Genomic DNA, 17645 nt, shown 5'->3' on the forward strand with positions numbered 1-17645 from the left:
AAATGATTCACAACTTAAAATATTTTAGCATGAGGGTGGACAAAAAGCAATACTCTATAAGACTTCTGTATAATCCGCTGCATAGTCCCGCACACTATCCTTATCGATGAGGAGGAGTGTGATTGTTTATGGAACTGGATCTTCAAAAATATTCTGTCCGTACTGACCTCGCCGTAGAATCAAGGGAGCTGGCGGGAAATGGAAGTGAGCAGCCGATTGCGGGCGTGCTGGAGGATGTGGTTCAGGAGGACGGCATCAAAATTACGCGCCTTGATGTTCAGGACGATGCGGCTTCTCAGCGAATCGGCAGAGTGAAAGGACATTACGTGACGCTGGAAGTACCTGATCTTCGCAAGGGAGACACCGGACTGCAGGATCAAGTGTCAATGGTGTTCGCGCGCGAGTTCGAGGCATTCATGCAGCGGATCGGGATTGGTCCTAAAGCAACTGTGCTGATTGTCGGATTGGGGAACTGGAATGTAACCCCGGACTCCCTCGGGCCGATTGTTGTAGAGAATGTGATGGTTACGCGCCAATATTTTGAGCTGATGCCGGAGCGGGTCGCCCCGGGTTACCGGCAGGTCAGCGCCGTGGCTCCGGGCGTGCTGGGAATGACGGGTATTGAGTCCAGCGAGATTGTGCAGGGCATTGTGGAGCGCACACGGCCTGATCTGATCATTGCCATTGATGCGCTGGCATCCCGGTCGCTGGAGCGCGTAAATACGACGATCCAGATTGCCGATATCGGCATTCATCCCGGCTCGGGCATCGGCAATAAGCGCAAAGGGCTCACACAGGAAATTTTGGGCGTGCCTTGCGTCGCCATCGGTGTGCCAACGGTCTGCTATGCGTCTACCATTGTGAACAATGCGATTGAGATGATGAAGTCGCATCTTGGCAGTGAAACGAAGGAAACGGGCAAAATTATGGGCATGCTGCACGATCTTCCCGAGCAGGAGCGCCTGGCGCTGGTAAAGGAAGTGCTGGAGCCGCTTGGACATGATCTGATCGTCACTCCGAAGGAGATCGACGAATTTATAGAAGATATCGCGAACATCGTGGCGACCGGTCTTAACGCCGCGCTTCATGAAGCGGTAGATCCCGGCAATGTCGGGGCGTACACCCACTAACCGAACGCAACTATCCATTAAAGCTCCGAATCTAGCGGGGCTTTATATTTTTTTGGAAGGCTATAGGTTCTATCGAAACAACCCTGTTCATAGATTGGGAGTATAAGAGATTTCAAATTCGCGTGGGCACGGCTGGAATCTGCTTCACGCTCCCGAGAACGATGAGGAGGACTCGATATGAACAATCAGAAGTTTCGGATATGGAACATTGCCCGGCTCAAAAGAAAGACGATGGAAGGCTTGAGTATGGGGAAAACGATGATTATCCTCATGCTGGGCTCCCTGGTGTTTTTTATTTTGCTTGGTTTGGCAGGCATGGCGGAGCAGCGGCTGAACACGTCGCCGGTTTCTTCTATGAAAGGTCTAGCAGCGTCTCTATCAAGCCACTTTTTCACGGATATGATCGGGATGGAGATGCCGCATATGGCTGCGTCGAAGGAGAGCTCCGTTTTTTCCGGGGACAAAATGACTACGTTTGTGGTTCAGATGCTGACCAATGTCAATCTTCGGGACCCGAAAAGCCTGCTGGCCGGTGAAATGCCGGGCATGAAGGTGAATCAGCCGGTTCAGCTGCGGGGCGGATCAGGCAATGATTCCGGCGAGGCACCGGCGGATTATCGCCCGGATTCTATAGAAGGTGCGGCGGAAGGGACGGGGGAGGAGCCTGCCGAACCCCAGCAACCGGAAGAGCATGCGGAAGACCCCGGCCAAGGGACCGGAGCAGAGGAGCCGGATACAGGTCAGGACGAACCTGAAGGGACCCCGGATTCGGAGAAAACAACCAATGGCAAAAAGGCGGTGCTCATCTATCACTCCCATCCGCAAGAGGCGTATAATCCGCTGTTAACGCATCCTTCGGACAACCCGGGAGCGGTCTCGCCGCAGAAAAATGTGATGCTGGTAGGGAACTTTATGAAAGAGAGACTTGAGGCCAACGGCATCGGCACTTTGCACGATAAAAGCGACTATCAATCCACCGTAGAAGGATATAACTATAATTATTCATACAAATACTCCCGTGAGACCGTGAAGACGGCAATGGCAAATCATGATGGACTGGATTACCTGATTGATATCCACCGCGATTCTCAGCGGTATAACAAAACAACGGCTACGATTAACGGTCTCACTTATGCAAAGGTGTACTTCATCATCGGTCATGGCAACGAGAACTGGCGGGAGAATGAAGCGTTCGCCAGCAAAATCAACGAGAAGCTAGAGGCTTCTTATCCTGGAATATCGCGCGGCATCTGGGGGAAATCGGCTGATCAAGGGAACGGAGAATACAATCAGTCCCTGTCGCCGAACAGCATTCTGATCGAAGTCGGAGGCATTGACAATACGAGAGAGGAACTGCAGCGGACGGCGGAAATACTGGCAGACATTATCGCAGAGGTATATTGGCAGGAGCAGGAAGCGGAGAAGGCAAGCGTCATGTCAAGTGGCAGCCATAGCGGTTAGGCTTCCTGGGGGCGGACCGGATCAGAGATCTGATATTTTTAGGAGGGGACTATCATGTCAAGAGCTGCCAAACGTTTTGTGGCTTTGCTGATATGGGCAGGAATCGGAGTGCTGATCGGCATGCAGCTGGGGGGCGGACATACACCGGCTAACGAGCTGAACGGACGTGTGCAGGAGCAGGAGCCGATCACGGAGGATGTGGTATCAACCGGATGGGGAGGCAATGCCCGCCTCCCGCAATCGGTGGAGGGCTACGACGATACCCAGGCAGAAGCGGTGGAGACGAAGCCGAAGTTTGAGCCAGCGCCGCGCGATATTCTGCTCCCGGACCGGCCGAAGCCGCCTGCGGATGTTCTGGCAGACAAAACCGCAGGCCTGCTCCAGGAATTGTCGGATCAGGGGATCCGCTGGGTCGTCTCGATGTTCGGCTCCATCATCGAATAATAAAGCGTACGGCAACGGCATTGCTGTGATCTCCTTCAACTGGTATAATAAATTGATTCAAACATCTGGTGGTTGGTGGGGGTTAGGCATGACTGACGTTCAAGTAAGACAACAAAAAATTCGTAATTTCTGTATTATTGCACATATAGACCACGGGAAGTCGACACTGGCGGATCGTATTCTGGAGTACACAGGCGCGTTAAGCTCGCGTGAAATGCAGGAGCAGGTTCTCGATCAGATGGACCTGGAAAGAGAGCGCGGCATCACAATCAAGCTGCAGGCGGTTCGATTGAATTATAAGGCTGACGACGGTGAGGAGTATATCCTGAACCTCATTGACACCCCGGGGCACGTCGATTTTACATACGAGGTTTCCCGAAGCCTTGCCGCTTGTGAGGGAGCATTGCTGGTCGTGGATGCGGCGCAGGGAATCGAGGCCCAGACACTGGCGAACGTGTATCTCGCTCTTGACAACAACCTTGAAATATTGCCGGTCATCAACAAGATCGATCTGCCAAGTGCGGATCCGGATCGCGTGAAACAGGAGATTGAGGATGTTATCGGTCTGGATGCGAGCGAAGCCGTTCTGGCTTCGGCCAAGGCCGGAATCGGGATCAAGGAGATTCTGGAGCAGGTCGTGCAGAAGGTACCGGCTCCGACGGGCCAATCCGAGAATCCGCTGAAAGCGCTGATCTTCGACTCTCACTACGATCCTTACAAGGGCGTTATCGTCTATGTGCGGGTCATCGACGGAAGCATCAAAGCCGGTTCCAAGATTAAAATGATGGCGACGGGCAAAACGTTCGAGGTCATCGAGGTCGGCGCCTTCAAGCCGCGCATGAGCATTGTGGACGAGCTGCAGGTGGGCGATGTCGGCTTTATCGTTGCCGGAATCAAGCATGTCGGCGATACCCGGGTCGGTGACACGGTGACCGATGCGAAGAATCCGACGCTGGAGCCGCTGCCAGGCTACCGTAAGATCAATCCGATGGTATTCTGCGGTCTGTATCCGATCGAAACCTCGGATTACAACGACCTGAGGGAGGCGCTGGAGAAGCTGCAGCTGAACGATGCATCGCTCAGCTTCGAGCCGGAAACTTCAAGTGCGCTCGGATTCGGCTTCCGTTGTGGATTCCTCGGTCTGCTCCACATGGAGATCATCCAGGAACGGATTGAGCGGGAATTCAACATTCCGCTCATTACGACAGCCCCGAGCGTTATCTATCGCGTAGCGCTGACAAACGGTGAGCAGATACAGATCGACAACCCGTCGCATTATCCTGAAATCGGCAAGATCGATTATGTCGAGGAACCGTATGTCAAGGCTGCCATTATTGTGCCGAATGATTTTGTAGGTGCTATTATGGAGCTCTGTCAAGGCAAGCGCGGTGAATTCATCAACATGGAATACCTGGATACAACGCGTGTCACGATCACCTATGAAATTCCGCTGTCGGAAATCGTGTACGATTTCTTCGACCAGCTCAAGTCGAGCACGAAGGGGTATGCTTCCTTCGATTACGAGCTGTCCGGCTACCGGCGATCGAATCTGGTCAAAATGGACATTCTGCTTAACGGCGAACAGGTGGACGCCCTGTCCTTCATCGTGCACAGGGACCGCGCTTACCATCGCGGCCGCAGCATTTGCGAGAAGCTGCGCGAGCTGATTCCTCGCCAAATGTTCGAAGTGCCGATCCAGGCATCGGTCGGCACGAAGGTTGTTGCGCGCGAGACCGTCAAGGCAATGCGCAAAAACGTGCTTGCCAAATGTTACGGCGGCGACATTTCGCGGAAACGGAAGCTGCTGGAGAAGCAGAAAGAAGGTAAGAAGCGGATGAAGCAGGTCGGCAGCGTTGAGGTGCCTCAAGAGGCGTTTATGGCCGTATTGAAAATCGACGACAAATAATGCAGCTGGGAAAGCCGGTATCGGCTTTCCTTTCTTTCTTCTTATTTAATATATGAATATAGCAAGTTATAGAGGCAGCAAGGAGGGTTTAAGGATGCGATCCATGAATCAACAGACGGAAGCGGTATATATCCATATTCCGTTTTGTACGAATAAATGTTTTTACTGTGACTTCAACTCCTATGTGCTGAAAGATCAGCCCGTAATGGACTATCTGAGAGCGCTCGATAAGGAAATGGAGCTGACGGTGGAGGAGCATCCTCCGGGCAGGATCAAAAGTATTTTTGTAGGCGGCGGTACACCTACCGTGCTGAAACCGGATGAGATGGCGTATTTTTTACAAAGTGTTAAAACGCATTTCCCGGACTGGGCGGAGGATATCGAGTTCTCGATGGAGGCGAATCCCGGCACGACCGATTTGGAGAAGCTGTCCGTCATGCGAGCGGGAGGCGTCAACCGGATCAGCTTCGGGGTTCAGGCTTTCCAGAACAGCCTGCTGACCGGGATCGGACGGATTCACGATACGGATGACGTCTATCGCAGTCTGGAGAATGCGAGAAGCGCGGGCTTCTCCAACATCTCGATCGACCTGATGTTTGGCCTGCCAAACCAGACGGTGGAGATGCTGTCCGAAAGTGTAACCGAGGCGCTCAAGCTCGGACTGCCGCATTATTCGATCTACAGCTTGAAGGTGGAGGAGAACACGCTGTTCCATACCCTGTTCCAGAAAAACCAGCTCCCGCTTCCCGATGAGGAGGATGAGCTGAACATGTATTTGCTGTTAATGGAACGGATGCGCGAGGCCGGTTATAAACAATATGAGATCAGCAACTTTGCCAAACCGGGCTTTGAAAGCCGGCATAATATGACTTACTGGCGCAATGAGGACTATTACGGGCTGGGCGCTGGGGCGCATGGTTATATCGGGCGAAAGCGGCATATCAATATTAAGGGGGTTACCCCGTATATTCAGGCGACCCAAGCTGGCTTGCCAAGGCTGGAGAGTTATGAAATTACACGTGAGGAAGCGATGGAGGACTTTGTCATGGTCGGCTTGCGTGTGCTTGACGGTATTTCGCGCAGCCGGTTCGCGCAACAGTTCGATGCTTCACTGGACGATGTGTTTGCAGGGCCGCTCGGAAGAATGACGCAACGCGGTCTGCTTGAGTCGACCGATGAGGGCTATAAGCTGAGCAGCAAGGGCGTTCTATTCGGCAACGAGGTGTTCGCGGAATTCATCGGCAGCCTGTCCGTAAATTAATCTATTGAACTTCTATACGCTCTGTTGTATATTTATTCATAACATGACGGAGCGTGTAAAGGGGAGACGGAATTCAACATGTCGGCGGTTTGCAGAAAGGCGACACCTGATGATATCGAGCCGCTGTTTCAGATGATTCAGGGCTATGCGGAGAAGGGGATTATGCTGCCCCGGTCCCGCAAGGTATTGGAAAGACAGATCGGGGAGTTTGTTGTAGCGGAAGAAGAGGGGAATGTTATCGGATGCGGTTCGCTGTGTCAGCTAGGCCATGATCTGGTCGAGATTCGTTCGCTCGGCATCAACGAAGGGTACAAGGGAAGAGGGATCGGTTCGATGCTGCTGGAAGCTTTGGTAATAGAAGCCCGGCGGCGGAAAATTCCGAAGGTGATGGCGCTCACCTATGAGGTTTCATTTTTTGTGAAAAACGGCTTTGCTGTCGTTGAAAAGGAGATCTTTCCGGAAAAGGTATGGACGGATTGCATCCATTGCAAAAAGCAGCATGCCTGTGACGAAATAGCGGTCCTTAAAGTACTGAACTGACTTGACAATACTCAGGTCGGTTTGGTATTTTTGTTATATCGGTTAGCACTCGATGACGTTGAGTGCTAACGAGGTGAATATGAGCAGTCAGCAAGGAGGGGAGCGACTTGTTAACAGACCGTCAGCGCATGATATTAAATGCGATTGTTGATGATTATATCCGTTCGGCAGAGCCGGTAGGCTCAAGAAGTATTTCCAAACGCGGGGATGTAGGATTCAGTCCGGCGACCATTCGCAACGAGATGGCCGATCTGGAGGAGCTTGGTTTTCTGGAGCAGCCTCATACGTCCGCCGGAAGAATTCCGTCGCATAAAGGATATCGCTACTATGTTGATCATCTTACGCAGTCGTTTTCCTTGAATCCTGCGGAGCTGCATATGATGAAGACGTTTTTTGCGGAGAAGCTGAACGCGATGGAACAGATGATTCAGCATGCAGCCAGCATATTGTCCCAAATGACGAACTATACTTCCATCCTGCTTGGACCAGAAGTTTTTCATACGTCTTTGCGTCACTTCCAGCTGCTGCCTCTTCATGAGAATCAGGCTGTAGCGATTATAGTGACCAGCACAGGACAAGTAGAGAACAAGACCGTATCGATTCCGCCAGGAGTATCGGTTTCCGATCTGGAGCGGGTGGTCAATCTCCTGAACAGCAAATTGGTCAACGTGCCTCTTTATAAATTGAAGACCCGGCTGTATACAGAGCTTGGTCAAGAGATGCAGCGCCATATCGAGCATTATGAGGAGATCATGAGCATGCTGGATATTGCGCTGGACAATCAGCCGGATCATCGGGTTTATCTTAGCGGCACCACCAATATGCTGAACCAGCCTGAATTCAAGGACGTCGAGAAGGTCAAGGATATTTTCGAGCTTCTGGAACAGACGCCGCTGCTGACCAAATTGATGGCGCCGGCTCCTGGAGAGCAGGGCATTCAGGTGAAGATTGGCACGGAAAACACGCATGAAGCAATATCGAACTGCAGTCTGATTACAGCAACCTATTCGATTGACGGCAAGGCGCTGGGCACGATCGGGATATTGGGACCGACGCGCATGGAATATGCGCGGGTGATCGGCATTTTGAACATTCTGTCCCATGATCTGACGAAGCTGCTGTCACACTGGTACAAATAAGGGAGTGAGACAGGTGAGCCAAGGACAACAAGGTCATGTGGACGGTGATGACCGATACTCCACGCTGCTGAATAACAGCAATGCCGTTCGGGCGGTAACCTCGGCTGTCGAAGGAACGCTGGGACCTAAAGGGCTCGATGTCATGCTGGTCGGACCGAGGGGCGAGGTTATCATTACGAACGACGGGGTTACGATTCTGGACAAGATGGATGTGTCCCATCCCGCCGCTCGTCTCCTGATTCAGGTCGCCAGAGCTCAGCAGGAGAAGATCGGGGACGGCACCACCACAGCGACCGTGCTCGCAGGGGCATTGGTGCAGGAAGGGGTCTCCCGCATTACGAAGGGCGTTCCCGCCTCGAAAGTGGTGGAGGGCATGCGGCAGGGGGTGGCTACGGCGCTGCAGCTGCTTCGCGATCGGGTCCGTCATATTGATGGCCTGGACGATCCGCTGCTGGAGCGCACGGTATATGTAGCCGGCCGGGAACGGCGCGATATTGTGGAACTGATCATGGAAGCCGCAAGCAAGGCAGGGCTTGCACGTCTGAAGGACCCTGCCTATACGCTTGCGGATCATATTGTTGCGCTGGAAAATGCCGAGAACGAGGTGTTTGAAGGACTGCTTCTCCGGCAAAAGCCCATCTATAACCGGGAGGCCCGGGAGTTTCATGATGCCCGAGTCCTGGTGCTGTTCGATGCGCTGGAGCCGGACGAGATGGATGAAGAAGCGCTGACCACTGAAGCTGGCTTCGCGCAGTATATGGATCTTCGCAAACAGTTTGCTTCCGATCTGGCCAAACTGGCCGATCTGTCGGTGAAGCTGATTCTGCTTGAGAAGGGTGTTCATCCCGATGCGGAGCAGTTCTGCCTCGATCACGGGATTATGGTTGTGCCGCGCGTATCACGGGCTGTGCTGCGCCAGGTGTGTGACATGACCGGTGCGGTTGCCGGACGCCGCAAGGCGTTACATAAAGACGCGGAACCGTTGTTATCGCTGATGGGCCGCACGCCGAAGGTGACCTATGATGAACGGATCGAGAGGGTTCGCCTGGCATGCGGCGGAACGGACGAACGTCTCGTCACCGTCATCGTTGGCGCCAGCACCTCCGAGGTTGTCGGAGAGGCCGCAAGAATAGCCGGGGATGCCGCTTCCGCACTGCAGGCTGCGATTACCGGCGGGGTGCTGCCGGGAGGAGGAACGAGCGAACTTGCCGTTTCCTATGAGCTGGAGCGAATACGCGAGGCTCAGAAAGGGATGGAAGCTTTCGGCTTCGAAGCAATCTCTTCTGCTTTGCGCAAGCCGATGTCGCAGATTCTGCTGAACGCTGGCTACAACCCTCTTGAGAAGATGGAAGAGGTGCGGGCAGCGCAGATTAACGAGGGCTCGGACAGCATGGGGATTGACTGCGATTCCGGCAGCGTCGTTGATTATGAGACGGCCGGCATTGTAGACCCGGCACCGGTGAAGCTTCACGGACTGCGGGCGGCAGGGGAAGTTGCCGCGGCGGTGCTGCGAATACATCATGTTATTAAGATGAAAGATTTGGGCGATTCTGCTGGTATATAGGACAGGGCAGCGCACAAGATTAGCGGCTACATTATAAGGAGGTGAGCGCATCTTGAATAAGGAGAACAACGAAACGGTTCAAGATACGGTACAAGCAGAACATGCTGAGGAAATGAAAGAAACAGCGCCCGAGACGGTAGAGAATAGCGAGGCTGCAGAGGCTTCAAGCGCTCCGCAATCGGAGCAGGAGCCAGCCGCGGATTCGGAGGCAACCGAAACAGCAGGGAATAATGCGGCGCAGGAGGAAATTGAACGGCTGCAAAACGAGCTTTCCGAGACGCAGCAGCGTGCGCTTCGCGCACAGGCTGACTTTGACAACTTCCGCAGACGCACGCAGAAGGAGAAGGAGGAGCTGGCCAAATATGCTTCTTCCAAGCTCATTCAGGAGCTGCTCCCGGTGATCGACAACTTCGAGCGTGCATTGCAGGCTTCCGGAGACAATCCGGAGTTCGAGTCATTCTCGAAAGGGGTCAACATGATCTTCCGGCAAATGGAGCAAATTCTGGCAGCCGAGGGCTTGACGGCGATGAACAGCGTAGGCCAGCCGTTTAACCCCGAGTTCCACCAGGCAATCATGCAAGTGGAAAGCGACGAGCATGAGGAAGGCATCGTGGTGGAGGAAGTCCAGAAGGGCTATATGCTGAAAGATAAAGTGCTTAGACCGGCTATGGTTAAGGTGAGCATGTAATCGTACCTCGCCAGCCGTTTTATTTAAATAAAGGTTATGAGAAACACATATTAAGCTTCGTTGACTAATGAAGGAGGAATTTTTCCCATGAGTAAAGTAATCGGTATTGACTTAGGTACAACAAACTCTTGCGTAGCGGTAATGGAAGGCGGCGAGGCCGTCGTAATCCCGAATCCGGAAGGCGCCCGTACAACCCCGTCGGTTGTCGGCTTCAAAAAAGACGGCGAGCGTATCGTCGGTGATACGGCTAAACGTCAGGCGATCACGAATCCCGACCGCACCATCATCTCCATCAAGCGTCATATGGGGACGAACCACAAGGAAGTGATCGACGGAAAAGAGTATACGCCGCAAGAGATTTCTGCGATCATTCTGCAAAAACTGAAGGCGGATGCCGAGGCGTATCTGGGCCAGCCAGTAACCCAGGCGGTTATTACTGTTCCGGCATATTTTAACGACAGCCAGCGTCAAGCAACCAAGGATGCGGGTAAAATCGCAGGACTTGAAGTGCTGCGTATCGTCAACGAGCCAACAGCAGCGGCTCTGGCATACGGCATGGAGAAATCCGACGATCAGACGATCCTCGTTTATGACCTTGGCGGCGGTACTTTCGACGTATCAATTCTGGAGCTTGGCGACGGATTCTTCGAAGTAAAAGCGACAAGCGGTGACAACCAGCTCGGCGGCGACGACTTCGACCAAGTGATCATCGACTATCTGGTAGCTGAGTTCAAGAAGGATCATGGCATCGATCTGAGCAAGGACAAAGCGGCGGTTCAGCGTCTGAAGGATGCAGCTGAGAAAGCGAAAAAAGAGCTGTCCGGCGTACTGACAACAACGATCTCCCTGCCGTTCATCACGGTGGTTGACGGCGTGCCTCAGCACCTTGAGGTGAACCTGACTCGCGCGAAATTCGAAGAGCTGTCTGCGGATCTGGTAGAGCGCACGCTGGGGCCAACTCGTCAGGCGCTGAGTGATGCAGGATTGACGCCTAGCGACATCAACAAGGTCGTTCTTGTCGGCGGCTCCACTCGTATTCCTGCCGTTCAGGAAGCGATCAAGAAGCTGACAGGTCAAGAGCCTCACAAAGGCGTAAACCCTGACGAAGTTGTAGCACTCGGTGCAGCGGTACAGGCTGGCGTCTTGACTGGCGACGTTAAAGACGTGGTACTCCTTGACGTAACTCCGCTGTCACTCGGTATTGAAACCGCAGGCGGCGTATTTACGAAAATGATCGAGCGCAATACAACGATTCCGACAAGCAAATCTCAAATCTTCTCCACTTATGCGGACAATCAGCCAAGCGTAGAGATTCACGTGCTGCAGGGCGAGCGTTCGATGGCGGCGGACAACAAAACGCTGGGACGCTTCATGCTTGGAGACATTCCTCCAGCACCGCGCGGCGTGCCGCAAATTGAAGTTACGTTTGATATCGATGCGAACGGGATCGTGAACGTATCGGCTACCGATAAAGGTACGGGCAAGAGCCAAAAAATCACCATCACCTCTTCCAGCGGCCTGAGCGAGGAAGAAGTGGAGAAAATGATGAAGGATGCGGAGCTTCATGCCGAAGAAGACCGCAAGCGCAAAGAGCTTGTTGAAGTTCGCAACAATGCCGACCAGCTCGTATATCAAACAGAGAAAACAATCAAGGATCTTGGCGACAAGGTAGATGCTTCCGAAGTGGATAAAGCAAACGAAGCGAAGGAAAAAGTGAAGAAATCACTGGAATCCGACAACCTTGAGGAGATCAAAGCGGCTACCGAAGAGCTGACGCAAATCGTGCAGCAGCTGTCCGTCAAGCTGTATGAGCAGGCTGCTCAAGCCCAGCAAGGGGAAGAAGCAGGCGGCGAAGGCGCAGCTCAGAACAAGGACAACGTGGTGGACGCTGACTACGAAGTGGTTGACGAAGATAAAAACAAAGGTTAATCTGAATAGATTGTATGGGAAGGTCAAAGCTGCGCATCTTCGCACTTTGACTTTCCTTGTGTCATGCGAGCAGATTGTGTGAAATGGAGGTGAAACCGTGGCTGAAAAGCGTGATTATTATGAAGTGCTTGGTGTCAGCAAGAACGCTTCCGAGGATGAGATCAAGAAGGCGTACCGCAAGATGGCAAGACAGTATCATCCCGACGTGAACAAAGCGGCTGATGCCGAGGCCAAATTCAAGGAAGTGAAAGAGGCATACGATGTGCTGAGCGACAGCCAGCAGCGTGCGCGCTATGATCAATATGGGCACATCGATCCGAACCAGGGTATGGGCGGCGGCGGTTTCTCCGGCGACTTTGGCGGTTTTGGAGATATCTTTGATATGTTCTTTGGCGGCGGCGGCCGCCGGGATCCGAATGCGCCTCAGCGGGGGAATGACCTGCAGTATACGATGACCGTGGAGTTTAAGGAGGCCGTATTCGGGAAGGAGACTGACATCACCATCCCGAGAACGGAGACTTGCGATACTTGTCATGGCTCCGGCGCGAAACCGGGCACCAAGCCGCAAACCTGCTCCGTCTGCCACGGCAGCGGTCAGCAGGAAGTGGTACAGAATACGCCGTTTGGCCGGATGGTCAATCGTCGTAGTTGCTCGAACTGTCAAGGTTCGGGAAAAATCATCAAAGACCGCTGCGGCACCTGTCACGGCAGTGGCAAGGTGAAAAAGCAGCGGAAAATCCATGTGCGGATTCCGGCAGGCGTTGATGACGGAGCACAGCTGCGCATGAGCGGTGAAGGCGAAGGCGGATTGCGCGGCGGCCCGGCAGGTGACCTGTACATTGTCATTCGCGTCAAGCCGCATGAGTTCTTCGAAAGGGAAGGGGACGACATCTATTGCGAGGTTCCGCTGACCTTTGCACAGGCGGCGCTTGGCGATGAGATAGAAATTCCAACACTGACCGAAAAAGTGAAGCTGAAAATTCCGGCAGGAACTCAGACCGGCACGTTCTTCCGCCTGAAAGGCAAAGGGGTGCCGAAACTTCGCGGGATGGGCCAGGGCGATCAGCATGTGCGGGTGGTCGTTGTAACCCCTACTAAGCTGAGCGATGAACAGAAGGATCTGCTCCGCCAGTTCTCCTCACTGGAAGGCGATTCGGGACATGGGCAGGATTCATCCTTTTTTGACCGTGTGAAAAAAGCATTCCGCGGAGAATGACACGCGGAGAATGACATAGGTAAGGAAGACCCCGATTTACTTTGCGATGAAGTGAAATCGGGGTCTTTTTATACGTAATTCCAAGCCTTTATGGCTGAATTTCTGGCTCTATAGGAAGGCTGCCATTGCTTGGTCCCAGCCTCTCCGGTTTAAAAAAATGCATTTATCAAAGTGTTAGGTTTACTCGACAAAGCAGGGGATTTCCCCTTAATATGGACTTGCTTGACGATGCATTTCCGAAACGACAGAGCGGTGCCCCTTTTAGTAAGCGCTTTCCAACTATTCACGGGAAGGGCTGTGAAGGGGAAATCATTTGATGCGCGAGATGCGGCGTACAGACCGCATTCGCGAGATGAAGGAGAGGGAACAAGAATGGTACATGGCGCAACATTTTATAATCCGATCGTTGAACCCGCGGCAGATCCTTGGGTATGGAGACATACCGACGGCTTCTATTATTTCATGCACACGGTGGGCGGACGTCTGGAATTGACGAAATCCGCCCGTTTGAGCCGGCTCGCTGACGGAGAGAAGAAAACGATCTGGACGCCGGAGCTCGAAGGGCCGTACAGCCACAACCTGTGGGCACCGGAAATTCATCATCTGGAGGGAACGTGGTATATCTACTACACGGCCAACGACGGGGGAGGAGACGAGTCCCGCCGGATCTGTGTGCTGGAGAACACCTCGGCGGATCCGCTGGAAGGGGAATGGACATGGAAGGGTGCATTAGAGACGCGTCCTGGTCTCGATGGAACCGTCATGAAGCTGCGGGATCAGCTGTATTTCTTATACGCGGGATACGGCCATTTTCCAGACTATGGCTCGGCCATTTACATATCCCGCATGTCGAACCCGTGGACATTGACAGGGGAGCATGTCTTGCTCACGGCTCCGACACTGGAATGGGAAAAGCAGGGGGGTATGGCGATTAACGAAGGTCCGGCTATTCTTCATCGAAACGGCCGTATTTTCCTGATCTATTCAGCCAGTACCACATGGTCGGAGGATTATGCGCTGGGCATGCTGACGATGAATGAAGGGGGCGATCCAATGAACCCGAATTCCTGGAATAAATCGATGGAGCCGGTCTTTCGCAAAAGCCCGGAGAACCGCATCTATGCAACAGGGCACAACAGCTTTACCCAGTCTCCGGATGGCACGGAGGACTGGATCGTGTATCATGCGCTTCCCGCCCCGGATGCCAAGGTGTCTTTACGTTCTACCCGCATCCAGAAATTCGGCTGGAAGCCGGATGGCACGCCTGATTTCGGTGTGCCTGCCAGCGATGGAGCCGCGCAGCCGGTGCCCTCTGGCGAGTGAAGTGAGGGTCATCCCCTAATATTTGTCAGAAAATCCAAAGTGTTTGAATTATAGATGACTTATCTACAGTTTTGTTGTAGATAAGTCTTTTTTTATCAAAATTTATTACATAAAGTATGAATGAAAGCGTTGACAAAAGAATTATATAAACTTATACTTCGGTTAAAATACAAAATTATTGTATTAAACAAGGGTATTCATGAGATGTAATGAGCATTTCGGTACCGAGGGGGGAGCATATAGAGGAAGCAGATTGGACGTGTCATGAGTAACAGGCTTCTGTAATTATCAATAGGGAGGATTAAGATGAAAACGATTCCGAAACGAATGATTCCTATGCTGTTGACCGCTTTGCTGCTCATCTGGACGGTAACCGCATGCAGCGGCCAAGGTGCAAACAACGAGCCCGAGGCGAAAGAAGAAACCGCACCCCGGGAAAGAAATCAGGTTGAATTTACGGATATAAGCGCGGACATCCGCGGCAACACCTCACCGACCCAAGAGCAGATTGACGAAGTGAACAGCACGCTCAATGACAGCTATCTCGGTGATTTATACGATACCGTCATTCCAAGCGATTATTCGGCTTATCCGTTTGAAGAAGAGGTCGTGCTGGATGTATGGATGCCGGCCAACTCCAACGTGCCGGATATGAACAATCATGCGGTGCAGGCACAAATTGAGAAGCTGACAGGCATTAAAGTCAACTTCATTACACCGCCGGTCGGGCAGGAAGCAGACGCTTTTACGCTTATGATATCTTCCGGTGATCTGCCGGATATCATCATCGAACCGGGGCGCTATCCGGGAGGGCTTGAGGCTGGCGTGAACGACGGAGCTTACATCGACTTGACCGACTTGATGGAAGAGCATGCACCGAACTACACCGCATGGCGTAATTCGGATGAAATGAGAAGAAAAACAACGGTGACCGACGACGGCAGATTGCTGGGCTTCTACGGCATTGCTCCATACTCCGAATGGACGTGGTTCGGCATGCTGATCAAGCAGGAGGCGCTGGACAAAACCGGTCTTGATGTGCCAAACACCATCGACGAATGGTACACATTCCTGAAAAAAGCGAAGGAAGTTGGATACAACTCGCCGCTGAATTACGGCTCGTCCTACGGTCAGATTTTTACAGGCATTATTAACGGCGCATTTGGGGTATGGGACTGGACGTTCCTGGATGAGAACGGCAAGGTGGCCTGGGGGCCGGCACAGCCGAAAGCGAAAGAATATCTGGCCACCATGCAGAAATGGAATCAGGAAGGATTGCTGAACCGCGACTGGGCAACAGCTGACTTCAACCAGCGGATGGCGAGCGCGATCTCCGATGATACCGCGGTGATTATGGATTCGCCAGATACGATGTGGAGCTTCTGGAAGGAACAGAACGACATCGACTTTGTGGGGGCACTGAACCCGGTGTTGAACGCGGGAGACAAGTCCGCCACAACGTATAAAAACTTCATGCGTACCGGAACGGAAGCAGCCATTACGACCCAGTGCGACAACATCGAAGCCGCTATGGCATGGCTGGATTTCAATTACAGCAAGAAGGGCTGGGAAATCATTAACTTCGGAGAATACGGCACCGTTCACCTGGTGGATGAGAATGGCATGCCATATTTCCATGAGGACAGTCACATCTACAACGACCCTGATGGTCAGCCGGTAGCCGTGACGATCTGGAAATACCGCTGGCACAGCTGGCCGAACATCCGCGATGAGCATCATTCCAACCCGCTGATTGTGGCCAAAGGAAGCTATTCGGGCGATATTCGCAAATACTGGACAGAGAATATGGATACGAGCATGGCGGTGCCGCCGCTAACGTTCACGAAAGAAGAAGCTTCACGCGAAGCTGCACTGGGCAATCAGCTGTCGACGCTGCGCGGGGAATATTTTGCGAAGATCATCATGGGAGAATTGCCGGTAGATGCTTATGATCAGTTCCTGAAAGAAGCGCAGAACATGGGGCTTGACGAGTTTCTAAGCATCCATCAAGCGGCGCTGGATCGGTATAACCAAAGATAGCTTCGATTACTTAAGAACGGGTGGTTAGAAGATGGAGATCATTCGGAGAAACAGGAAGATGAACCAGCCCCACACGGAGTCACAACCGAAAAATACGAAGCTGCTGATCCAGAAGGACCTGAAAAAGAACTGGTTCGTTTATTTGATGGCGCTCCCCGTGATTGCATGGTTCCTGGTCTTCTGTTACGGCCCGATGTGGGGGGTCATGATCGCCTTCAAGGATTTCAAGCCGCTGCTTGGATTCGGGGCGAGTGAGTGGGTAGGCTTTAAACATTTTATTGACTTTTTCGAGGGGCCATATTTCTGGAGGGTCGTTAAGAATACGCTGATGCTGAATGTGTGGGCCATTGCTTTCGGCTTCACCGCACCGATTATCTTGGCGCTGATGCTCAACGAAGTCAAGTCCTCGAAATTCAAAAGAACCGTTCAGACGATTACCTATATGCCACACTTTATTTCCTTGGTGGTCGTGTGCGGGATCATTCACATTTTTACCGCGGATGAAGGGATCATCACCCAGATTCTGCAGGCCATTACGGGAAAAGACTACTCGTCACTGCTCGGATATGCCTCCTTCTTCCGGCCGATTTATACGTTCTCCGGCATCTGGCAGAGCATCGGCTGGGACAGCATCATTTACCTGGCGGCGATGAGCTCCGTTGATCCCGCCTTGTACGAGGCGGCAGACATGGACGGCATCGGCAGAGTGAAGAAAATGTGGCACATTACGCTGCCACAGATCAGCCCGGTCATTATTATTCTGTTTATTTTTGCGGTCGGCGGATTGATGGCATCCGGCTATGAAAAGATCATTCTGCTATACAACCCGCTTACGTATGAGACGGCGGATGTTATCGCCTCCTATGTATACAGGCGAGGCTTGCGAGAGGCCAGTCTCAGCTATTCCGCTGCGGTAGGCCTGGTCAGCTCTGTCGTCAACTTCGGTCTGCTCTGGCTGACGAACTACATCGTCAAGCGCAGATCGGAAGTCAGCTTATGGTAAG

The 17645-nt window shown here is 52.7% G+C and carries 14 protein-coding genes; all 14 read left to right on the forward strand.

The annotated features are described in order from the left end of the window. Nucleotides 1-128: 128 nt before the first annotated feature. The 14 genes from gpr (at nucleotide 129) to CHH67_RS00920 (ending at nucleotide 17644) form a co-directional block, all read left to right on the forward strand. Entirely contained in the window at nucleotides 129-1130 is a 1002-nt protein-coding gene (gene gpr / locus CHH67_RS00855; protein ID WP_095263208.1) for a GPR endopeptidase, read from the forward strand. 177 nt (nucleotides 1131-1307) lie between these two features. Next, complete coding sequence (locus tag CHH67_RS00860; protein WP_095263086.1) at nucleotides 1308-2591, forward strand: stage II sporulation protein P; 1284 nt, start codon at nucleotides 1308-1310, stop codon at nucleotides 2589-2591. 54 nt (nucleotides 2592-2645) lie between these two features. Next, complete coding sequence (locus tag CHH67_RS00865; RefSeq protein ID WP_095263087.1) at nucleotides 2646-3035, forward strand: hypothetical protein; 390 nt, start codon at nucleotides 2646-2648, stop codon at nucleotides 3033-3035. A gap of 88 nt (nucleotides 3036-3123) precedes the next feature. Next, complete coding sequence (gene lepA / locus CHH67_RS00870; protein ID WP_095263088.1) at nucleotides 3124-4941, forward strand: translation elongation factor 4; 1818 nt, start codon at nucleotides 3124-3126, stop codon at nucleotides 4939-4941. A gap of 94 nt (nucleotides 4942-5035) precedes the next feature. Further along, a complete protein-coding gene (hemW, locus tag CHH67_RS00875) occupies nucleotides 5036-6202 on the forward strand; it encodes a radical SAM family heme chaperone HemW (RefSeq protein ID WP_095263089.1) in 1167 nt (388 codons plus the stop codon). Nucleotides 6203-6280: 78 nt separating this feature from the next. Then, nucleotides 6281-6742 carry an N-acetyltransferase gene (locus CHH67_RS00880; RefSeq protein WP_095263090.1) on the forward strand — a complete coding sequence of 154 codons (462 nt, stop codon included), beginning with the start codon at nucleotides 6281-6283 and terminating at the stop codon, nucleotides 6740-6742. Nucleotides 6743-6849: 107 nt separating this feature from the next. Continuing rightward, on the forward strand, nucleotides 6850-7881 hold the full coding sequence (gene hrcA, locus CHH67_RS00885) for a heat-inducible transcriptional repressor HrcA (RefSeq protein ID WP_095263091.1): 1032 nt from the start codon (nucleotides 6850-6852) through the stop codon (nucleotides 7879-7881). A gap of 13 nt (nucleotides 7882-7894) precedes the next feature. Then, a complete protein-coding gene (locus CHH67_RS00890; RefSeq protein ID WP_095263092.1) occupies nucleotides 7895-9445 on the forward strand; it encodes a TCP-1/cpn60 chaperonin family protein in 1551 nt (516 codons plus the stop codon). 52 nt (nucleotides 9446-9497) lie between these two features. Further along, nucleotides 9498-10133 (forward strand): nucleotide exchange factor GrpE, encoded by a 636-nt coding sequence (gene grpE / locus CHH67_RS00895; RefSeq protein WP_425320423.1) that lies wholly within the window; start codon nucleotides 9498-9500, stop codon nucleotides 10131-10133. Between the two features lie 87 nt (nucleotides 10134-10220). Beyond that, a complete protein-coding gene (gene dnaK / locus CHH67_RS00900; RefSeq protein ID WP_095263093.1) occupies nucleotides 10221-12062 on the forward strand; it encodes a molecular chaperone DnaK in 1842 nt (613 codons plus the stop codon). A gap of 97 nt (nucleotides 12063-12159) precedes the next feature. After that, nucleotides 12160-13278 (forward strand): molecular chaperone DnaJ, encoded by a 1119-nt coding sequence (gene dnaJ / locus CHH67_RS00905; protein WP_095263094.1) that lies wholly within the window; start codon nucleotides 12160-12162, stop codon nucleotides 13276-13278. 372 nt (nucleotides 13279-13650) lie between these two features. Beyond that, nucleotides 13651-14601: a glycoside hydrolase family 43 protein gene (locus CHH67_RS00910; protein WP_095263095.1), complete on the forward strand. Its 951-nt coding sequence runs from the start codon at nucleotides 13651-13653 to the stop codon at nucleotides 14599-14601. A 306-nt stretch (nucleotides 14602-14907) separates the two neighbouring features. Continuing rightward, nucleotides 14908-16641 (forward strand): extracellular solute-binding protein, encoded by a 1734-nt coding sequence (locus CHH67_RS00915; RefSeq protein ID WP_095263096.1) that lies wholly within the window; start codon nucleotides 14908-14910, stop codon nucleotides 16639-16641. A 31-nt stretch (nucleotides 16642-16672) separates the two neighbouring features. After that, a complete protein-coding gene (locus CHH67_RS00920; RefSeq protein ID WP_095263097.1) occupies nucleotides 16673-17644 on the forward strand; it encodes an ABC transporter permease in 972 nt (323 codons plus the stop codon). The last annotated feature ends 1 nt before the right edge of the window (nucleotide 17645 follow it).

The organism is Paenibacillus campinasensis, assembly GCF_002272015.1.
Lineage (GTDB): Bacteria > Bacillota > Bacilli > Paenibacillales > Paenibacillaceae > Paenibacillus_AQ > Paenibacillus_AQ campinasensis.

Bases quoted from the DNA above. Each gene is read 5' to 3' on its own strand.
- gpr (WP_095263208.1), top strand. From the start codon at position 129: ATGGAACTGGATCTTCAAAAATATTCTGTCCGTACTGACCTCGCCGTA.
- CHH67_RS00860 (WP_095263086.1), top strand. From the start codon at position 1,308: ATGAACAATCAGAAGTTTCGGATATGGAACATTGCCCGGCTCAAAAGA.
- CHH67_RS00865 (WP_095263087.1), top strand. From the start codon at position 2,646: ATGTCAAGAGCTGCCAAACGTTTTGTGGCTTTGCTGATATGGGCAGGA.
- lepA (WP_095263088.1), top strand. From the start codon at position 3,124: ATGACTGACGTTCAAGTAAGACAACAAAAAATTCGTAATTTCTGTATT.
- hemW (WP_095263089.1), top strand. From the start codon at position 5,036: ATGCGATCCATGAATCAACAGACGGAAGCGGTATATATCCATATTCCG.
- CHH67_RS00880 (WP_095263090.1), top strand. From the start codon at position 6,281: ATGTCGGCGGTTTGCAGAAAGGCGACACCTGATGATATCGAGCCGCTG.
- dnaK (WP_095263093.1), top strand. From the start codon at position 10,221: ATGAGTAAAGTAATCGGTATTGACTTAGGTACAACAAACTCTTGCGTA.
- CHH67_RS00910 (WP_095263095.1), top strand. From the start codon at position 13,651: ATGGTACATGGCGCAACATTTTATAATCCGATCGTTGAACCCGCGGCA.
- CHH67_RS00915 (WP_095263096.1), top strand. From the start codon at position 14,908: ATGAAAACGATTCCGAAACGAATGATTCCTATGCTGTTGACCGCTTTG.
- CHH67_RS00920 (WP_095263097.1), top strand. From the start codon at position 16,673: ATGGAGATCATTCGGAGAAACAGGAAGATGAACCAGCCCCACACGGAG.